This window comes from Curtobacterium sp. MCPF17_002 (genome assembly GCF_003234115.2).
In the GTDB taxonomy this organism is placed as follows: Bacteria; Actinomycetota; Actinomycetes; order Actinomycetales; family Microbacteriaceae; genus Curtobacterium.
In genome coordinates this window covers 3803844-3822211 of record NZ_CP126251.1, presented here as the reverse complement: position 1 = coordinate 3822211, position 18368 = coordinate 3803844, and the positions used below count along the sequence as shown (strand labels likewise).

19 protein-coding genes are annotated in these 18368 nt (G+C 68.4%); 13 read left to right on the top strand and 6 right to left on the bottom strand.

The genetic code is table 11. From position 1 onward, the window contains the following. Positions 1 to 546: 546 nt before the first annotated feature. The 8 genes from rpmH to DEJ28_RS17985 all read left to right on the top strand — a co-directional run bounded on the left by rpmH (position 547) and on the right by DEJ28_RS17985 (position 5658). On the top strand, positions 547 to 684 hold the full coding sequence (gene rpmH / locus DEJ28_RS18020) for a 50S ribosomal protein L34 (RefSeq protein ID WP_071299798.1): 138 nt from the start codon (positions 547 to 549) through the stop codon (positions 682 to 684). A 91-nt stretch (positions 685 to 775) separates the two neighbouring features. Continuing rightward, the gene (gene rnpA / locus DEJ28_RS18015) at positions 776 to 1138 is read left to right on the top strand and encodes a ribonuclease P protein component (protein ID WP_111114611.1); all 363 of its coding nucleotides are present in this window, start codon (positions 776 to 778) and stop codon (positions 1136 to 1138) included. Further along, a complete protein-coding gene (gene yidD, locus DEJ28_RS18010) occupies positions 1135 to 1530 on the top strand; it encodes a membrane protein insertion efficiency factor YidD (protein WP_349774941.1) in 396 nt (131 codons plus the stop codon). The genes rnpA and yidD overlap by 4 nt, the downstream gene beginning before the upstream one ends. A gap of 8 nt (positions 1531 to 1538) precedes the next feature. Continuing rightward, the gene (gene yidC / locus DEJ28_RS18005; RefSeq protein WP_111114544.1) at positions 1539 to 2507 is read left to right on the top strand and encodes a membrane protein insertase YidC; all 969 of its coding nucleotides are present in this window, start codon (positions 1539 to 1541) and stop codon (positions 2505 to 2507) included. Positions 2508 to 2591: 84 nt separating this feature from the next. Continuing rightward, positions 2592 to 3077 (top strand): Jag family protein, encoded by a 486-nt coding sequence (locus DEJ28_RS18000; RefSeq protein ID WP_111114609.1) that lies wholly within the window; start codon positions 2592 to 2594, stop codon positions 3075 to 3077. Continuing rightward, the gene (gene rsmG / locus DEJ28_RS17995; RefSeq protein WP_111114543.1) at positions 3074 to 3718 is read left to right on the top strand and encodes a 16S rRNA (guanine(527)-N(7))-methyltransferase RsmG; all 645 of its coding nucleotides are present in this window, start codon (positions 3074 to 3076) and stop codon (positions 3716 to 3718) included. Before DEJ28_RS18000 ends, rsmG begins: the two co-directional genes overlap by 4 nt. Positions 3719 to 3799: 81 nt before the next feature. Then, on the top strand, positions 3800 to 4693 hold the full coding sequence (locus DEJ28_RS17990) for a ParA family protein (protein ID WP_111114542.1): 894 nt from the start codon (positions 3800 to 3802) through the stop codon (positions 4691 to 4693). Continuing rightward, positions 4693 to 5658, top strand: coding sequence for a ParB/RepB/Spo0J family partition protein (locus tag DEJ28_RS17985; protein ID WP_111114541.1), 966 nt, complete (start codon positions 4693 to 4695; stop codon positions 5656 to 5658). The genes DEJ28_RS17990 and DEJ28_RS17985 overlap by 1 nt, the downstream gene beginning before the upstream one ends. Positions 5659 to 5844: 186 nt before the next feature. Here DEJ28_RS17985 and DEJ28_RS17980 read toward each other — a convergent pair whose 3' ends face one another. From DEJ28_RS17980 to DEJ28_RS17955, 6 genes are all read right to left on the bottom strand, one after another. After that, entirely contained in the window at positions 5845 to 6489 is a 645-nt protein-coding gene (locus DEJ28_RS17980) for a YdcF family protein (protein ID WP_258367927.1), read from the bottom strand. 75 nt (positions 6490 to 6564) lie between these two features. Beyond that, positions 6565 to 7527 carry a D-alanine--D-alanine ligase family protein gene (locus DEJ28_RS17975; RefSeq protein WP_111114540.1) on the bottom strand — a complete coding sequence of 321 codons (963 nt, stop codon included), beginning with the start codon at positions 7525 to 7527 and terminating at the stop codon, positions 6565 to 6567. Positions 7528 to 7630: 103 nt separating this feature from the next. Next, complete coding sequence (locus DEJ28_RS17970) at positions 7631 to 8935, bottom strand: aminotransferase-like domain-containing protein (RefSeq protein WP_111114539.1); 1305 nt, start codon at positions 8933 to 8935, stop codon at positions 7631 to 7633. Positions 8936 to 9085: 150 nt separating this feature from the next. Continuing rightward, positions 9086 to 9412 (bottom strand): thioredoxin, encoded by a 327-nt coding sequence (gene trxA, locus DEJ28_RS17965; protein ID WP_111114538.1) that lies wholly within the window; start codon positions 9410 to 9412, stop codon positions 9086 to 9088. A 65-nt stretch (positions 9413 to 9477) separates the two neighbouring features. Beyond that, complete coding sequence (trxB, locus tag DEJ28_RS17960; RefSeq protein ID WP_111114537.1) at positions 9478 to 10473, bottom strand: thioredoxin-disulfide reductase; 996 nt, start codon at positions 10471 to 10473, stop codon at positions 9478 to 9480. A gap of 80 nt (positions 10474 to 10553) precedes the next feature. Beyond that, positions 10554 to 14627 (bottom strand): DUF6049 family protein, encoded by a 4074-nt coding sequence (locus DEJ28_RS17955; RefSeq protein ID WP_220034588.1) that lies wholly within the window; start codon positions 14625 to 14627, stop codon positions 10554 to 10556. A gap of 124 nt (positions 14628 to 14751) precedes the next feature. On the opposite strand from DEJ28_RS17955, the gene DEJ28_RS17950 reads away from it, so the two are divergent. From DEJ28_RS17950 to rplI, 5 genes are all read left to right on the top strand, one after another. Beyond that, positions 14752 to 16188 carry a CCA tRNA nucleotidyltransferase gene (locus tag DEJ28_RS17950; protein WP_111114606.1) on the top strand — a complete coding sequence of 479 codons (1437 nt, stop codon included), beginning with the start codon at positions 14752 to 14754 and terminating at the stop codon, positions 16186 to 16188. Positions 16189 to 16381: 193 nt separating this feature from the next. Then, entirely contained in the window at positions 16382 to 16771 is a 390-nt protein-coding gene (rpsF, locus tag DEJ28_RS17945; protein ID WP_111114536.1) for a 30S ribosomal protein S6, read from the top strand. A 3-nt stretch (positions 16772 to 16774) separates the two neighbouring features. After that, positions 16775 to 17353, top strand: coding sequence for a single-stranded DNA-binding protein (locus tag DEJ28_RS17940; RefSeq protein WP_111114535.1), 579 nt, complete (start codon positions 16775 to 16777; stop codon positions 17351 to 17353). A 47-nt stretch (positions 17354 to 17400) separates the two neighbouring features. After that, positions 17401 to 17658 (top strand): 30S ribosomal protein S18, encoded by a 258-nt coding sequence (rpsR, locus tag DEJ28_RS17935; protein WP_017887834.1) that lies wholly within the window; start codon positions 17401 to 17403, stop codon positions 17656 to 17658. Positions 17659 to 17672: 14 nt separating this feature from the next. Continuing rightward, entirely contained in the window at positions 17673 to 18125 is a 453-nt protein-coding gene (gene rplI / locus DEJ28_RS17930) for a 50S ribosomal protein L9 (RefSeq protein WP_111114534.1), read from the top strand. Positions 18126 to 18368 lie beyond the last annotated feature (243 nt).

The window sequence follows — 18368 nt, the reverse complement described above, 5'->3', positions numbered from 1 at the left end:
GTCGCGCTCGTCTCCTGGTCTGTTTCGTGTCGTGGTGCGCTGTGTCGTGTGGTCGTGCGGTGGGGCCCCGCCGGTGGTGCCGCAGGGCCGGCCGTGGGCTGGGCCGGTTGCCCCGACGCGCGCGACGCTCCGTGTCGTCCGGCGGGTCGTCCGTGTCCGGGTGGCTTCTTCGACGGCCCGGACCGCGTGTCGGCCCGCTGGCGTTCCACAGGGTTGTCCACAGTCTTGTCCACGTCCACCAGCTGGTGCACGTCGGGGAGATTCCCCCGTCCTGCCGGGCAACGGGCGGATCGATCACACCACTGTAAAGGACCGAGGCGCGTCGCACCGAACGCACGTTTTCCCCAATGTGGATAATGATCGTGCGCACGGCTCCCGCGACGAGGTCCGTGCACCGCGTTTGACCTGTCCGCTGCTGTCACGTACCGTTAACCAGTTGACTGCGGCCATCCGGTCGCGCCCATCTGCGTCGTTCGGCACCGAGCGGCGACACATACGTGACGGATTGCGCTGAGTTTCCTCCAGCGCAGCCGTGTGGAGATCATCATGAGCAAGCGCACCTTCCAGCCGAACAACCGCCGCCGCGCCAAGAAGCACGGCTTCCGCCTGCGCATGCGTACCCGCGCCGGCCGTGCGATCCTCGCCGCGCGTCGCGCCAAGGGCCGCACCGAGCTCAGCGCCTGAACGAGCAGCGCCTGAACGAGCAGTGCTCGAACGGGCAGTGCTCGAACGGGTGCCGTCCCGTCCGGTCACGTCTCGGTACCTGGTAGCGATCGTGTTGGCCCGCGCCAACCGCATCGTCCGAGGTGACGACTACCGGTCCGTCGTGCGTCGTGGTCGCAGGAGCGTCACGGCGCACGCCGTCGTATCGGTGGTCCGTCGCCCCACGGACGATGGCGTGGTCGATGCCCGGCCGACGCGTTTCGGCTTCATCGTCGCCAAGACGGTGGGCAACGCCGTGACCCGCAACCTGATCAGGCGTCGCCTGAAGGCGATCGCGCACGGACTGCTCGTGGACGTCCCCGTCGGGTACGACGTGGTGGTCCGCGCACTGCCAGCCGCTGCGCAGGCCGGATGGCCTACCCTGCTCGAAGACGTCTCGCGCTCCTGTGCGCGTGGTGTGGAGAAGGCAGCATGAACCGCAGCATGTGGACCGGGCGGGCGTTGACTCGACTCGCCTGGGGCATCGCGTTGCTCCCGCGCAACGCGTGTGTCGTCGTGCTGCGTGCGTACCGCGCAGTCATCTCCCCGCTCTACGGGAACGTCTGCCGGTACCACCCCTCGTGTTCGCGGTACGCGCTCGAGGCGATCCAGCAGTACGGCGTCGTCCGTGGATCGTCGATGGGCGCATGGCGCATCGCACGATGCAACCCCTGGGCAGCCGGGGGAATCGACGACGTCCGTGAACGGCGCCGTCCCTACGACGTCAACCGGTTCGGGTTCGTGCTCGCGCCGACCCAGCAGCAGCCGCAGACCGCGGTCGGGACATCCCTCCCGGTCCTGCTCCCCCAGCGCACTCGAAAGGCGTGACCGTCCCAATGGACCTCATCGGTACGATCCTCTGGCCGCTCAAATGGGTGGTCTCGGCCATCCTCGTCGGCTTCCACTGGATCTTCGAGAACCTCGGCATGGACCCGGGCGCGGGCATCACCTGGGTCCTCTCCATCATCTTCCTGACGTTCGTGGTCCGTGCCGCGCTCATCCCGATCTTCGTGCGCCAGATCAAGTCGCAGCGCCGCATGCTCGAGGTGGCCCCGCAGCTCAAGAAGATCCAGGACAAGTACAAGGGCAAGAAGGACCAGTTCTCGCGTGAGGCCATGAGCCGCGAGACCATGGCGCTGTACAAGGAGACCGGGACGAACCCGCTCAGCTCCTGCCTGCCGCTGCTCATCCAGATGCCGATCTTCTTCTCGCTGTACTCGGTGCTGCACGAGGCGCAGATCAACAAGACCGGCATCGGCCTGCTGACGAACGACCTCGCGTCGTCCTTCGGCAACGCTTCGCTGTTCGGCGCCCCGCTGCACGAGACGTTCACGAACGCGTCCGGCTGGGAAGTCCGTGCGATCGCCGGCTTCATGATCGTCGTCATGACGGCGTCGCAGTTCATCACGCAGCTGCAGCTCGTCGCGAAGAACATGTCCCCGGAGACCAAGGCGTCCCCGATGTACCGCCAGCAGAAGATGATGCTGTACATCCTCCCGCTGGTCTTCGTCATCTCGGGTCTGTCCTTCCCCCTCGGCGTCATGTTCTACTGGCTGGCCTCGAACATCTGGACGATGGCGCAGCAGTACTTCGTCATCCGCAGCATGCCGACGCCGGGCTCCGAGGCAGCGCTTGCACGTGAAGCCCGTCTCGCCAAGAAGGCCCAGCGCAGCGGCGCCGCTACGCCGGTCCTCGCCGAGGCGGGTGCCGGAGCAGGTGCGGCCGAGATCGAAGCCGTCCGCGTCACCACGCAGCGTCAGCAGCCGGTGGGCAAGAACCGCTCCAAGAAGAACGGGAAGAAGTAAGTGACCGAGCAAGACATCGCGGACGCCGTGGACACCCCGATCGAGACCGACGCAGTCAGAGTCGACGCAGTCAGTGCCGACGCGATCGGTGCCGACGCAGTCGAGTCCGAGGCCTCCGATGAGGACGTGCGCGACGAAGCGGACATCGCGGCCGACTACATCGAGGAACTCCTCGACATCTGCGACCTCGACGGCGACATCGAGATCGAGGAGCGCGGCGGTCGCGTCTACCTCTCCGTGACGGACGAGGGCGATGCCCTGCGCGTCCTCTCGAAGCCGGACACGGTGTCGGCGCTGCAGGAGCTCACCCGCATCGCGGTCCAGGCGGAGACGGGCGAGTTCAGCCGAATCATCCTCGACGTCGGTGGTTCGCGGGATGCCCGCGCGACGGAGCTCCAGCGACTGGTCGACACGGCCGTCGAGCGCATCGAGGCCGGGTCGACCACTGCAGCACTCCCGCCGATGTCGTCGTACGAGCGCAAGCTGGTGCACGATCTGGTCGCCGAGAAGGGCTTCCACTCGGAGTCCGAGGGTGAGGGTCGGGACCGCCACACGGTCGTCACCCGATGACCGACACGGCTCCGCCCGTGCTCGAGTCGGAACCGGCCGCTGCGGCCACGCTCTTCGGGGACCGCATCGACGTCGCTCGGTCCTTCACGAACGAGCTCGCGCGTCGCGGCGAGGAGCTGGGCCTGATCGGCCCGCTCGAACTGCCGCGGCTCTGGACCCGACACATCCTCAATTCCGTGCTGCTTGCTCCCCTCCTGGAGGCACGTGGCCGCGTCGCGGACATCGGTTCCGGTGCCGGCCTTCCCGGCCTGGTGCTCGCGATCGCCCGGCCAGACGTGCACCTCACCCTGATCGAGCCGATGGAGCGTCGGGTGGACTGGCTCACGTCAGAGGCTGACCGATTGGGTCTCGACAACGTCGACGTCGTCCGGGCCCGTGCTGAGGACGTCGCAGACAGCATCGTCGTGGACCAGGTGACGGCGCGCGCAGTGAGTGCGCTGTCGAAGCTCATCCCGCTCACCGTGCCGCTCGTCCGTTCTGGTGGCCAGCTCATCCTGATGAAGGGTGCTCGGGTCGAGGACGAGATCGAGAAGGCTCGGAAGGTGATCCTCCGCAAGCGCCTGACTGATGTCGAGGTGCTCGAGCTCGGAGTCGGTGTGGTCGAGGAGACCACGCGCGTCTTCCGGGCTACAGTTGACTGACGCTGCGGCTCGGGCCGGTTCGACCGGCCGCCAGTGGCTCCGCGTTCCACGTGAAACACCGAACCGGGGAAGAGGTAATCGTTGAGTTCATCGACCGATTACGACGCGTCGACACCGCTCGCTCGTGAGATCGCTGATCTGAACCGTCGTCGGCGTGCGATCGCGACACAGCAGTTCCCCTTGCCGGCGAAGACGCGAGTGTTCACCGTGTCCAACCAGAAGGGCGGCGTCGGCAAGACGACCAGTACGGTCAACCTCGCTGCGGCGCTCGCGCACGGCGGAGCGCGGGTCCTGGTCATCGACCTCGACCCGCAGGGAAATGCGTCGACGGCGCTCGGTGTGAACCACCAGGCCGAGGTGGCGAGCATCTACGACGTGATCGTCGACGAGGCGCCCATCGCCGACACGGTGCAGCGATCCCCTGAGTCGGACACCCTCTGGTGTGTTCCGGCGACGATCCACCTCGCGGGTGCGGAGATCGAGCTGGTCTCCCTCGTCGCGCGTGAGCAGCGGCTCCGCACGGCACTCGACGAATACCTGGCGTCACTGGACGAGCCGTACCACTACGTCTTCATCGACTGCCCGCCGTCGCTCGGCCTGCTGACGATCAACGCGTTCGTCGCGGCGCAGGAAGTCCTGATCCCGATCCAGTGCGAGTACTACGCGCTCGAGGGTCTCAGCCAGCTCCTGCGGAACATCGAGCTCATCGAGCGGCACCTCAACCCGAACCTCCGGGTGTCGACGATCCTGCTCACCATGTACGACAGCCGGACCAACCTCTCCAACCAGGTCGCCGCTGACGTGCGCGAGCACTTCGGCGGTCAGGTCCTCAACGCGGTCATCCCACGGTCCGTCCGTGTGAGCGAAGCACCAAGCTACGGCCAGAGCGTGGTCGCGTACGACGTCAACTCCACCGGCTCGCTCTCCTACCTGGAGGCGGCGGCCGAGATCGCAGCACGAGGAGCACAGGACTGATGGCACCGAAGCGAACCGGACTCGGCCGAGGGATCGGCGCGCTCATCCCGACCGCGACGGAGCAGCAGGAACGCCCGGTGGACGTCTTCTTCCCCACCGGGGGGACGCCGTCGTCCGCTCCGACGGCGGATGACCTCGTCGCCGTGCCCGGTGCCCGGCTGGCCAACCTCAACCCTCTCGACGTGATCCCGAACGGCCAGCAGCCGCGCAAGGAGTTCCGCGAGGAGGAGCTGCAGGAGCTCGTCCACTCCATCCGTGAGATCGGCCTTCTGCAGCCCATCGTGGTGCGCCCGATTCCCGGGGCGTCCGGCACCGAGCCGCAGTACGAGCTCATCATGGGTGAGCGCCGTCTGCGAGCGACCAAGGAGCTCGGTCTCGCGACCATCCCGGCGATCGTCAAGGACACCCCTGACGATGCGATGTTGCGGGACGCACTGCTCGAGAACCTGCACCGCGCCCAGCTCAACCCCCTCGAAGAGGCTTCGGCGTACCAGCAACTCCTCGCCGACTTCGGCATCACCCAGGAGCAGCTCGCACAGCGCATCGGTCGCTCGCGGCCCCAGATCACCAACACGATCCGGCTGTTGCGCCTCCCCTCCCCCGTCCAGCGCCGTGTCGCTGCCGGCGTGCTGTCGGCCGGCCACGCACGCGCGATCCTTGCCGCCCCGGATGCTGAGGCGATGGAGTACCTCGCCGAGAAGATCGTGAACGAGGACCTGTCGGTCCGTGCGGCTGAGGCGATCGCCCAGCAGCTGTCGGCGAAGATGCCGGTGAAGCCCAAGGCGGAGCCGTCGAAGCGCCAGGCGCACTTCAACGACGTGGCAGAGCGGCTCGGTGACCGGTTGAACACCCGCGTGAAGATCGCGGTCGGGGCACGGAAGAGTTCCGTGACGATCGACTTCGCCAATGGCGACGATCTGATCCGTATCCTCGCCGAGCTCGGCCTGCAGGACGTCGCGAACTAAGCGCGGGAAGCGGCCGGAGCGCCCTCCAGGCGCCGATCTCGTGGCCCACGGGTACTCGGGTAGGCCCGGTCACCACGTCGACGGAGAGGGCCGTCTGAGGCCCACTGAACAGTGTCCGTTGTCACCGATGTTCCACGTGGAACCGGAACCCGTGCTCGAGAGCGTTGTTCCACGTGGAACATGGGCTCAGGTGGGCGGCGACGGAGGCCCGGAGCGCAGGGTCCGGAGTTTTCGAAGTCCGACCGCGGCGAAGAGCGGTTTGAGGACCGTCATCTCTCCCGGTACGTAATCGACCGCACGAGCCAACCGGCTACTGAGGTCCGGGCGCTGTCGCCGCAGGTACTCGCGGGCCTTCTCGGCATGCAGGCCGTTCGACGCGAAGATGATGCGGTCAGCCTGCTCGATCACTGGTTGCACGTTGCGGACGTTCTCCCACGTGGAGGTACTGGTCTGCTCGACCAGCACGGAGCCGGTCCAACCAGGGGATCCCAGGATGTACTGCCGCAGGAGGGTGGCCTCGGGTGTTCGACCACGCACCGCTCCCCCACTGCAGACGATCGTCACCGCCCGTGCGGAAGGAGCGACACGCCGTGCTGTGCGAACGGCGATGCGAGCGCGCCAGCGGTTGACGATGTTGGCGCGGCGCCCGCCATCTCGAAATCCGAGGACGACGATGACGACGTCGTCACCGCGCTCTACCTGAGGAAGCGTCCGTGCACGCCGAGCGGCCGACGCGTGGACAACTTCACCCCAGGTGAGTGCACCGACAACGGCCGCACCGACAAGAGCGGCGGCAAGCACGGCGGTGCTGACCCGGGCGGTGCCGACCACGGCGGTACTGACCACGGATCTGGGTCCGATGGCCGAGATCCCCAGTGTTCCACGTGGAACACCGACCGGCACGGCTCAGGCCCGGTGGTCGCGGATGGCCTGTTCGGCCAGCTCGGCATAGGTCCAGCCGAGGTCGAAGCCGGACGCCGTGAGCGCTTGCGGCACGAGAGAGGTCTCGGTGAGACCCGGCAGCACGTTCGCCTCGAGGAACCACGGCGTGCCCGCTGCGTCGACGATGAGGTCGACGCGCGAGATGTGGCGCAACCCAAGGGCGGCATGCGCTGCGACAGCAGCATCGGAAGCGGCACCGGCGAACTCGTCCGAGAGTCGCGCGGGCGTGTAGAACGTGGTCTCGCCGGCGTTGTACCGAGCCTCGAACCCGTAGATGCCGTTCCGTGGCACGATCTCCACCGCCGACAACGCAACGGGTCCGTCACCCGTGTCGATGATCCCGACGGCGACCTCGGTGCCTCGGATGAGCTGCTCGACCACGACGTCGTCGCAGTACGTGTAGGCGGTGACCATTGCGCGGGGAAGGTCGTTCACGTCGTTCACGAGGGTGACGCCCTGTGCGCTCCCCCCTCGAGCCGGCTTCACGGCGAGTGGGACCGGGTGCTCGGCGGCGATGCTCTCGAGCACTCCGACTGCGCCGAGTTCTCGGAAGACGTCGTGCGACAGTGTCACGGACCGAGGGGTGCGCACTCCGCTCCGCGCGACCAGCGCGGAAGCGGTGGGCTTGTCCCATGCCAACCGGGCCGACGTGGAACGTGAGCCGACGAACGGGATGTCCAGCGCCTCCAGGATGCCCCGCAGGGCCCCGTCCTCACCCGAGGCGCCGTGCAGAGCCGGCCACACGACGTCCGGGCGGGTCTCCCGCAAGGTCGGCAGGAGGGACGCGTCAGCGTCGCGCAGGTCGACCTGCCAGCCGTACCCGGTCAGCGAGTCGGCGACCCGACGACCGGAGCGAAGGGAGACGTCGCGCTCGTGGGAGATGCCCCCCGCGACGACGACGACGTGACGGCGTGTGAGTTCGGCCATGCGGGGAGACCTCCGGTACTGCGGTGGATCGAGGAGCTGTGCGGATCAGCCGCGGCTGACCAGGACCAGCCCGGACGAGCCGAAGTAGTGAGAAAAGCGCTGATCAGGAGATGTTCGGCGGCGGAGCGCTGACCGAGGACGTGGGACGGACGACCGCGGTCGGACGCGTCGCGGAGCCGAACGTCTCGATCAGTTCGAGCTCGTCGTTCACGACGTTCGCCAGGCGCTTCACGCCGACGCGGATCTGGTCCGGCGTCGGGTAGCAGAACGACAGTCTGATGTGACCACCACCGCGTCCGTCGGCGTAGAAGGCCGTGCCGGGCGTGTAGGCGACGAGCTCCTTCACCGCGCGGGGCAGCATCGCCTTGGAGTCGAGCGATTCCGGCAGGGTCAACCAGACGAAGAACCCGCCGTTCGGCTTCGTCCACGAGAGGTCGGGCAGGAACTCCCCCAGAGCGGAGTGCATGGCGTCGCGACGCTCGGCGTAGATCCCCCGGAACGTGTCGACCTGGCCCTTCCAGTCGGCCGCGTCGAGGTAGGCGTTCACCACGTACTGGCCGAAGGAGTTCGGAGCGAGGACGGCGGACTCGTTGGCCAGGACGAGCTTCTCGCGGATGGCGTGCGGCGCGAGCGCCCAGCCGACCCGGAACCCGGGAGCGAGGGTCTTCGAGAAGGACCCGAGGTAGACCACGCCCTCTTCGTCGATGGAGCGGATCGCCTGCGGGGCGGGCTCGTCGAACCAGAGCAGGCCGTACGGGTTGTCCTCGAGCACGAGGATGTTGTTCGAGCGGCAGATGTCGAGGATCTCGATGCGGCGCTCACGGCTCAGCGTGACGCCGGCCGGGTTGTGGAAGTTCGGGATCGTGTAGAGGAACTTGATCCGCTTGCCCTGCGTCCGCAGGTTGGCGATCGCCTCACGGAGGGCCTCGGGCACGAGACCGTTCTCGTCGGTCGTCACGTGGACCGTCTCCGCCTGGTACGAGCGGAACACGCCGATCGCGCCGACGTAGGACGGTGACTCGGCGAGGACGACGTCACCCGGGTCGATGAACAGGCGCGTGACGAGGTCGAGTGCGTGCTGCGAGCCGGTCGTGACGACGACGTCCTCGGCGCTGGCACGGATGCCCTCGAGGCTCATGATGTCGACGATGTGCTCGCGCAGGGAGCGCAGGCCCTGCCCACCGCCGTACTGCAGGGCCATGGCGGCGTCCTGGGCCATCACGCGGTCCAGGGAGCCCGTGACGAGCTCACGCGGGAGCGCGGAGACGTACGGCATGCCGCCGGCGAGGGAGACCACCTCGGGGCGCGAGGCGACGGCGAACAGGGCTCGGACCTCGGAGGCGCTCAGCCCGGCGGTGCGCTGGGCGTAGGAGTCGTACCAGGGGTCGAGGCTGTTGCCGTTCGTCATCAGTGCTCCGTTTCAGTGGGACATTCCCGCCACACTACGACATCGACCCCGGAAACCCGGGCTCGGGGACGGGGCCGATCGGGATCCGGTGGACCGGAACGGGGAATGCCCCGCCCTCCGGAGAGAGCGGGGCATTCGCGTGTGGGAGACCTACGCGAGGAACTCGGCGAGGTCCGCCTCGAGCGCGGGCTTCGGCTTGGCGCCGATGACGGTCTTGACGACCTCGCCACCGCGGAAGACCTTCATCGCCGGGATCGACGTGATCTGGTAGTTCATCGCCGACTGCGGGTTGTCGTCCACGTTCAGCTTGACGATCTCGATCTTGTCGGAGTGCTCCGACGCGATCTGGTCGAGGATCGGGGAGACGGCGCGACACGGGCCGCACCACTCGGCCCAGAAGTCGACGAGGATCGTCTTGTCGGACTTCAGGACCTCGTCCGAGAAGGTGGCGTCGGTGACTGCCTTGGCGTTGGACATGTGTGCTCCTTCGAGAAGTCGTTCAGTGGGTACAACGGCTGTGCCGTCGTGGTATTCCGAGGGCGTCAGACGCGGGAGGTCACGTCGATCGTGACGGGCTCCACGGGGGTCTCGCCCTCGGCCTGGTCGGTCAGCACGTCGTCGAGGTCGGCGAGGTACTTCTCGGCGTCGAGCGCCGCGACGGTGCCCGAACCGGCGGCCGTGATCGCCTGGCGGTAGGTCGGGTCGATGACGTCGCCGGCCGCGAAGACACCCGGCAGGTTGGTCTTCGATGAACGGCCCTGCACGGCGATGGTGCCCTCGGGGGCGATGTCGATCTGCCCGTGGATGAGGTGCGTGCGCGGGTCGTTGCCGATCGCGATGAACAGGCCGTCGAGCGCGAGTTCGGACTCGGTGCCGTCGACGGTGTCACGCATCGTCACGCCGGTCACCGCGGAGTCACCCGTGATGCCGGTGACCTCCTTGTTCCACGCGAACTCGATCTTCGGGTCGTTCATCGCGCGGTCCTGCATGATCTTGGACGCACGCAGGCTGTCCTTGCGGTGGATGACCGTCACCTTGTCCGCGAAGCGGGTGAGGAACGTGGCCTCTTCCATCGCGGAGTCGCCGCCGCCGACGACGGCGATGTTCTTCTGGCGGAAGAAGAACCCGTCGCAGGTCGCACACCAGCTCACGCCGTGTCCGGACAGACGCTCCTCGTCGGCCAGCCCGAGGTGGCGGTACGCCGAACCGGTGGCGTAGATGACCGCGAGGGCCTCGTACGTCTCGCCGGAGCCGACCGTGACCTTCTTGACGTCACCGGTGAGCTCGACGGACACGGCGTCGTCGTACAGGACCTCGGCGCCGAACTTCTCGGCCTGTTCCTGCATCTTGATCATGAGGTCCGGGCCCTGGATCCCCTCGGGGAAGCCCGGGAAGTTCTCGACCTCGGTCGTCTTGGTGAGCTCGCCGCCCGTCTCGACGCTCGAGGCGACGATGAGGGGCTTGAGTTCCGCGCGCGCGGCGTAGATGCCGGCGGTGAACCCGGCCGGGCCGGAACCGATGATGATGAGCTGGCGCATGCCTGGGAGCCCTTCCGTTGAGATCGCTGACCGGGTCAACACATGGTACCGGCGGGACATTCCGCGGCACCGTGCGACGGTCAGCGGCCGAGCCGGTTCCGCAGGAGCGAGACGGCGTTGGAGATCTCGCCGTTCTTCGCGACGACGAGCGCCCCGAAGTACACGACGACCATGACGGCGCCGGTGAGTGCGAGGGTGATGAGCGCTCCGGTGACGTCCGCCATCGCGAAGCCGTCGGACGAGAACGCCCCGAAGAAGTTCGCGACGAGGAGACCGGCGACGCCGGAGATGAGCGCGGCGATGATGAACTGCACGTGCGATCGGGTGACGACCGGTCCCTCGATGCCACCGAGCCGCTTCCGGACGAGCACGAGGGCGACGATGGTCTGGGCCGAACCGGCGATGGTCGTGCAGATCGCGATGCCGACGCCGATGAAGGACCCGGGCAGCATCGCCACGGACAGGGCGCCGATGACGAACAGGCCGGACTGCACGAGCTGCATGAGGAACGGTGTGCGGTGGTCGTGCATCGCCCAGAAGACCCGCTGGATGATGAAGAGCATGCTGAACAGCACGAGCCCCGGCATGTAGGCGACGAGCACGAGCGCCATCGCCTGGGTGTTGCCGAACTCGTTCTCCCAGATGCGGGCGAACGGCATGGCCGTCACGATGAGCGCCACCGAGGCGAACACCGTGAACAGGCCGACGATGCGGAGCGACAGCGACAGGTTCCGACGAACGGCAGCGAGGTCGCCTCGCTCGGCGTCGTGGCTCATCCGCGTGAAGTACGCGGTCGCGATGGACACCGTGATGATCGAGTGCGGCAGCATGAACAGCAGCCAGGTGGTGCTCAGCGTCGCGTTTCCGGCACCGGTGGCGAGCGAGGCCACGCGGGCCTGCACGACGCCGGCGAGCTGCGTGACGAGGATCATCGCGAACAGCCAGCCCGCGGCGGTGCCGGTGGCCTTGAGTCCCACGCCGCGCCAGCGGAAGTCCGGGCGGAAGCGCAGCCCGGCCCGGCGCCAGAACATCGGGAGGAACGCGGCCTGGGCGAACACGCCGATCGAGGCGCTGCCGGCGAGGACGGCGATCTTCAAGGGCGTCCAGTCGTCGGTCGACGCGTTCTCCGCGCGCCCGCCGAAGAGTGCGATGAAGACGATGAGTCCGGCGATCGCGATGACGTTGTTGATGAGCGGCGCCCAGGTGAACGGCCCGAACACCTGCTTGGCGTTGAGGACCTCGCCGAGCAGCGAGTACATCGCGTAGAAGAGGATCTGCGGCAGGCACCAGAACGCGAACGCCACCGCGAGGTCCGTCGTCGCCGCACTGAACCCCTTGCCGCCGTCGCCGGCGCTCTGGCTGTAGAGGCGGACGAGGACGGGTGCGAGCAGGGTCGCGACGACGGTGATGACGAGGAACGCCGAGCCGCCGAGCGTGACGATCTTGTTGACGTAGGCGGTGCCGCCGTCGGTGTGCTGCTTCATCGAGCGGACGATCTGCGGGATGAGCACGGCGGACAGCAGCCCGCCGGCGATGAGCGCGTAGATGTTGTTCGGCAGCTGGTTCGAGATCGCGAAGGCGTTGGCGGCGTCGGAGCCCGTGTTGCCGATGGCGAAGGCGAGTACGAAGGTCTTCGCGAAGCCCAGGATCCGGGACACCATCGTCCCCGCCGCGAGCATCGCGCTCGCGCGCCCGAGGCTGCGCTCGGCGGCCGGCTCCGCGTCGACGGACGGCTGGGGCTGGGTGGCACTGATGGTGGGCTCCTCGGTGGTCACTGCCGGTTCGTCGCGGGATCCCGTCGGTTCGTCACGGGGTGCCGTGTCGGCCTGGAGGAACGGGGCGCGTCCGTCAGGAGCCATCGCGCCCGCCAGGCGGGCACCGCCCACCTCCGGCTGGACCTCGAGGGGCCGGTTCGGGTCGTCGTCCTCGTCCTCGTCGTCGAGCTCGCCGTTCCGGCGACGGATCCGCTTGCGGATGCTGCGGAAGATGCCGAAACCGAAGATGCCGACGAGTGCGACGGCGGCCGCGGCGGTGATGACCGTCTCCCACTGCGCCTGCACGTTGAGCTCGACGGTCGCGGGACTCGCGATCTTGATCCCGGTGGGACTCGACAGCGACATGGTCAGGTTGACCTTGCCGTTGGCCACGGACTGCACCGGGACGGTCGTGCGGGTGGAGGACTCGGGCTGGATCTTCACCTCGATGTCGTTCCGCACGATGCGGAGCGCCGAGTTCGAGGGCTGCACGGACAACCGGACCGTGACCGGGTACTTCGAGCTGTTCCGGATGGAGATGGGGAGCGAGGACCGGTCACCGAGCAGCGTGAGGCTGCTCGAGTCGACGATGCCGACCTGCGAGACGACGTTCGCCCAGCTGGCCACCCGGGAGTCCACCGCGGTGGCGAACTCGTCGGGGTCCGCGCGCCAGGCGTTTGACGCCAGCGCGAGCAGGTTGAGACGGGCCGGTGCGGTGAGCGCGGTCGGATCGTCGAGCGCCGAGGCGAAGGCGGTGAGGTCCTGCTCGCCCTGGACGAGCCGCTCGAGCTGGTCGGTGCGGGTGTCGCCGTTCGTGCCAGCGGTCAGGGTCAGGGAACCGGGCGTCGCCGCCGATGCCGCGGAGAGGTCTGCGGGGGCGACCCACGCCGTGCTCTCGATCGCGTCGAGCGCCTGGCTGAGCCGCTCGGAGTTCGTCGGCCACGACCGGTCGAGGGTGAGGAGGATCGGACCCTCCGTCGAGTCGGCGCGGGCCGAGGTGGCCAGTGTGGCGGTGAGCTCGGAGATCGCCGTGGCCCAGTCGTGCTGGTTCGTGGCGGACGCAGCAGCACGGAGGAGGGCGGAGGTCGTCTGGTCGGACACGAGGACGTGCTGGCCACTGATCTGCTCGGAGGCGGGGATCGTCGTGTCGGCCCCGGCCGAGGTGTTGCCGCTCGAGAGGATCGTGGTCTTCGTGCCGGCCTTCGCGAGCACCGGCAGGTCCGCCGCCGTCACGGTGCCGTCAGCGGGCCAGGCGACCCCGTCCATCGAGTACGGGAAGTCCAGGAGCGACTGCGTCGTCGGCATCACGGACGGGGTCTGGTCCGACTGGTCGCCCGACCCCTGGTCGCCCGTGCCCTGCTCGTCCACCGCATCGGCGGTCGCACCGGCCGACGGGGCGTCGGTCGCGTCGGTGGCGGTCGGATCGGCGGTCGGCGTGGACTGGTCGGACGTCGGGGTCGGCGTCGGCGTCGAGGCCCCGGGGAAGTGGTCCGGGTCGACGGCCTGGTCGAGGGAGATCGGCGACAGGATGCCGTTCGCCCCGGCCTGACGCAGTCCGGTGACGTCGCCGTCGGCGTACGGCAGCGCGAAGGTCTCGTTCCGGAGCGACTCGAGGCGGTTCAACCAGGTGACCGCGGACGACGGGGCGTCCGCTCCGAGGATCCGGATCGAGGCGATGATCCGCGGGTCGATCGCGACGGCGACGTTGTGGTCCTCGGCGGCGTCGAGCTGCTGCGTCAGGGTGCCGTCCACGGCCGTCGCGGCACCGAGGGCACCGGCGCCGAGGATGCCGTCGCCGGTCTTCGGCATCGTGATCGGCATCGCGACGGAGACGCTCACCGGGGTCTGTTCGAAGTCCGGGTACCAGGTGATCGCCGACCGCGCGACGGCGGTGGTGGCACCGGCCGTGTACTCGGCCGCGATGCGTCGGGCACCGAAGGAGGAGTACCCGCCGAGCGCCACGTTGCCGGACACGACCGAGACCGAGCCGAGCGTGACCGAACGGTGCGCCGCGACGGCCGGGACGTCCACAGAACCCATCGGAGCGCCGAGGTAACCGGTCGTGCTGGTGTCGGCGAGCCAGTCGGAGAGGACGTCGCGCGTGCTCACCGAGCGGAAGATGTCGAGGTCCACCGTGCCGGCGGGGACGTCGGTGTCGGTGTCGTTCGTGACCGTGACCGCGAGCTCGAGGTCTTCGTCGCGACGGACGATCCCGCGGTCCGCGGGGGCGATCGAGACCGTCGTCTTCCCCTGCGCTGCGGCGACCGGGTGGGCCACGCGGGACTCGGTGGTGGAGGCCGTGGTGGCGAGCGCGCCGTCGGTCACTGCGGGCGCGACGACGAGGCCGAGCGCGACGAGGGTCGTCGCGGCGGCGGCGAGCGTGGTGCGGAGGATCTGCATACAGGAAGGGCCACGGGGTCGGTTCGGGCCGTCCACGAGTGTATGAGGCGCGACCATGAACACTGCCGTGCGCGCTGACGTTGTGGAGAACTCGGGGGCGCGATCTGGGAGGATGAGCACCGTCATGCAGTCCGTTGCCCAGGCCGTCGAACGACTCGACGCACTCGCCGCCACCGAGCCCGTCGCCCTCCTCGCTCGGGCCTTCGCCGACGCCGGACACGAACTCGCGCTCGTCGGCGGACCCGTGCGCGATGCCTTCCTCGGTCGCCGGGTCACCGACCTCGACTTCACGACGGACGCCCGACCGGACGACATCCTGCGGATCGTGGAGCCGATCGCGAGTGCCACCTGGGACGTCGGCCGGCAGTTCGGCACGATCGCCGCCCGGGTGGGTGGCGAGCAGGTGGAGATCACCACCTACCGCAGCGACGTGTACGACGGCGAGACCCGGAAGCCCGAGGTCGCGTTCGGCGACACCATCGAGGACGACCTCCTCCGCCGCGACTTCACGGTGAACGCGATGGCCCTCCGGTTGCCCTCCCGCGAACTGGTGGACGTGCACGGCGGTGTCGAGGACCTGCTCGCCGCGCGGCTCCGCACGCCACAGGCCGCGATCGTGTCGTTCCGCGACGATCCGCTGCGCATGATGCGGGCGGCCCGGTTCACCGCGCAGCTCGGGTTCACCGTCGTCGACGACGTGCGTGCCGCGATGCAGGAGCTCGTCGAGTCCATCGACATCGTCTCCGCCGAACGGGTGCGCGACGAGCTCGTGAAGCTGCTCGACACCGACGACCCCGTCGACGGCATCCGTCTGCTGGTCGACAGCGGGCTCGCCGAGCGGTTCCTGCCGGAGCTGCCGGCGATGCGCCTCGAGATCGACGAGCACCACCACCACAAGGACGTGTACGAGCACTCGCTCACGGTCCTGACGCAGGCGATCGGCTACGAGGCCGAGCGCCACCCCGGGGACGCCCCGGACACCGTGCTCCGACTCGCCGCGCTGCTGCACGACATCGGCAAGCCCGCGACCCGCAAGCTCGAACCCGGTGGGGCGGTGAGCTTCCACCACCACGACCTGGTCGGCTCGAAGCTCGCGAAGAAGCGCCTCCGGGCCCTTCGCTTCGACAACGACACGATCGCCGCGGTGAGCCGCCTGATCGAGTTGCACCTCCGCTTCTTCGGCTACACCGAGGGCGCCTGGACCGACTCCGCCGTCCGTCGCTACGTCCGCGACGCCGGCGACCAGCTCGAGCGCCTGCACGAACTCACCCGCTCCGACGTCACGACGCGGAACCGGCGGAAGGCCGACCGCCTCGCCTTCGCCTACGACGACCTCGAGGACCGCATCAAGGTGCTCTCGGAGCAGGAGAAGCTCGACTCGATCCGTCCCGACCTGTCCGGCGACGACATCATGCGGATCCTCGACATCCCGCCGGGCCGGGCCGTGGGCGAGGCGTACCGCTTCCTGCTCGAGGTGCGGATGGACGAGGGTCCCCTCGGCGGCGACGATGCCGAAGCGCGTCTGCGCGACTGGTGGGCCGCCCGCGACGCGACGGCCTGACCGACCCGACCGGCTGACGGACGCGACTGGCTGACGGACGCGACCGGTTCTGCACAGCCGGTGGCGCGCCTCCAGGCCGTCCGCTAGGCTTACCGGGTTGTCCGCACGCACCTGCGTGGCGGGACACATGCATCAACCCTCCTGTTCCGGGAACCGCCCGGAGCCGTTCGAGACCAAAGGAGGTGGGTTCCGCATGCACCAGTACGAACTGATGGCGATCCTCGACCCCGAGATCGATGAGCGCACCGTCGCTCCCAGCCTGGACAAGTTCCTCGCGGTCATCCGCAACGACGGTGGCACCGTCGACAACGTGGACGTCTGGGGCCGTCGCCGGCTCGCTTACGAGATCGCGAAGAAGTCCGAGGGCATCTACGCCGTCGTCGACTTCACGTCCTCCCCCGAGGCCGCCAAGGAGCTGGACCGTCAGCTCGGCCTCTCCGAGGCCGTGCTCCGCACGAAGGTCCTCCGCGCCGAAGAGGGCATCGCGCAGGTCGCCGCCCAGAAGCAGCGCGACGAGGCCCGCGCGGCCCGCAAGGCCGCCAACGCGACCGCACCCGCACCCGCGACCGCGAGCGCCGAGTAACCCGTGGCCGGCGAAACCGTCATCACGGTGGTGGGCAACCTCACCGCGGACCCGGAGCTGCGCTACACGCAGAACGGGCTCGCCGTGGCGAACTTCACCATCGCGTCCACCCCTCGCACGTTCGACCGTCAGGCGAACGAGTGGAAGGACGGCGACGCGCTGTTCCTCCGCGCGAGTGTGTGGCGCGAGTTCGCCGAGCACGTGGCGGGCTCACTGACGAAGGGCTCGCGCGTCATCGCGCAGGGTCGCCTCCGTCAGCGCTCCTACCAGGACCGTGAGGGCCAGCAGCGCACGAGCATCGAGCTCGAGGTCGACGAGATCGGCCCCTCGCTCCGCTACGCGACCGCACAGATCACCCGCGCTGCGGGTGGTGCCGGTGGCGGTCGTGGCCAGGTCGGTGGTGGCGCTGGCAACGGCGGCGCCGGCGGCAACGGCGGCGGCAACTTCGCCGGCGGCAACGGTGGCGGTCAGTCGGACGCGCCCTGGTCCCCGCAGGGTGGCCAGCAGCAGGGCGGCAACGCACAGTCGAACGACGTGTGGAGCACGCCCGGCGGCACGTACGACGACGAGACCCCGTTCTGATCCTCCGCGGTTCAACGGACACAACTTCTTCTTCTTAAGGACAAACAATGGCTGGAAAGAGCACCGGCGACCGCCGGAAGCCTCGCGGTAAGGGCGGCAAGAACGCCGCTCCCGCGAAGTCGATCAAGGTCGGCGTCATCGACTACAAGGACGTTGCGACCCTTCGCAAGTTCATCTCGGAGCGTGGAAAGATCCGCGCCCGTCGCATCACCGGCGTCTCCGTCCAGGAGCAGCGCCTCATTGCCCGTGCCGTGAAGAACGCCCGTGAGATGGCGCTCCTCCCCTACGCCGGCTCCGGCCGCTGATCGGAGGTCGACACATGTCGAAGCTCATCCTCACCCACGAGGTCTCCGGCCTCGGTTCCGCCGGTGACGTCATCGACGTCAAGAACGGCTACGCCCGCAACTACCTGATCCCGCAGGGCTTCGCAGTCTCGTGGTCCAAGGGCGGCGAGAAGCAGGTCGAGTCGATCCGTGCGGCACGTGCCGCACGCGAGCTCGCCACCATCGAAGAGGCACAGGACCTCAAGATGAAGCTCGAGAACGCGACCATCAAGCTGACCGTCAAGGCCGGCAAGGACGGTCGTCTGTTCGGCTCCGTCCGTCCCGGCGACGTCGCTGACGCCGTCGAGGCGCAGGGCGTCGGCTCGCTCGACAAGCGCAAGGTCGAGGTCCCCGCGACCATCAAGACCGTTGGTGACCACGAGGCCACCGTGCGTCTGCGCGAGGACATCACTGCTGTGATCTCGCTCCAGGTCGTCGCTGCCAAGTAGTCCGACAGCACACCGCTGACGACGGGCGGGTCTCCTCCGGGAGGCCCGCCCGTCGTTGCGTTGTCGAGGTGCTCACGACCAGATCCGGGCCTGGAGGCGCGGGGTGCGCTGGGCTGACGGGTTACCTCTCAGACGGGGTCGCGCTTGCTGGGAACGGCTTGGGAAAGTTGTCCTCAGGTTCCTGTTTGTCAACTGTTTTTACACAGGGGAATCGTGTCAAATCGGAACCTTCAAGGGGTACTT

What these genes read in the sequence shown, in the direction of transcription:
- DEJ28_RS17950 (WP_111114606.1), top strand. Translation starts at nt 14,752, where the DNA reads ATGCAGTCCGTTGCCCAGGCCGTCGAACGACTCGACGCACTCGCCGCC.
- rpsF (WP_111114536.1), top strand. Translation starts at nt 16,382, where the DNA reads ATGCACCAGTACGAACTGATGGCGATCCTCGACCCCGAGATCGATGAG.
- yidC (WP_111114544.1), top strand. Translation starts at nt 1,539, where the DNA reads ATGGACCTCATCGGTACGATCCTCTGGCCGCTCAAATGGGTGGTCTCG.
- DEJ28_RS17975 (WP_111114540.1), bottom strand. Translation starts at nt 7,527, where the DNA reads ATGGCCGAACTCACACGCCGTCACGTCGTCGTCGTCGCGGGGGGCATC.
- DEJ28_RS17985 (WP_111114541.1), top strand. Translation starts at nt 4,693, where the DNA reads ATGGCACCGAAGCGAACCGGACTCGGCCGAGGGATCGGCGCGCTCATC.
- rsmG (WP_111114543.1), top strand. Translation starts at nt 3,074, where the DNA reads ATGACCGACACGGCTCCGCCCGTGCTCGAGTCGGAACCGGCCGCTGCG.
- yidD (WP_349774941.1), top strand. Translation starts at nt 1,135, where the DNA reads ATGAACCGCAGCATGTGGACCGGGCGGGCGTTGACTCGACTCGCCTGG.
- DEJ28_RS17955 (WP_220034588.1), bottom strand. Translation starts at nt 14,627, where the DNA reads ATGCAGATCCTCCGCACCACGCTCGCCGCCGCCGCGACGACCCTCGTC.
- rpmH (WP_071299798.1), top strand. Translation starts at nt 547, where the DNA reads ATGAGCAAGCGCACCTTCCAGCCGAACAACCGCCGCCGCGCCAAGAAG.
- DEJ28_RS17970 (WP_111114539.1), bottom strand. Translation starts at nt 8,935, where the DNA reads ATGACGAACGGCAACAGCCTCGACCCCTGGTACGACTCCTACGCCCAG.
- trxB (WP_111114537.1), bottom strand. Translation starts at nt 10,473, where the DNA reads ATGCGCCAGCTCATCATCATCGGTTCCGGCCCGGCCGGGTTCACCGCC.
- trxA (WP_111114538.1), bottom strand. Translation starts at nt 9,412, where the DNA reads ATGTCCAACGCCAAGGCAGTCACCGACGCCACCTTCTCGGACGAGGTC.
- rpsR (WP_017887834.1), top strand. Translation starts at nt 17,401, where the DNA reads ATGGCTGGAAAGAGCACCGGCGACCGCCGGAAGCCTCGCGGTAAGGGC.
- rplI (WP_111114534.1), top strand. Translation starts at nt 17,673, where the DNA reads ATGTCGAAGCTCATCCTCACCCACGAGGTCTCCGGCCTCGGTTCCGCC.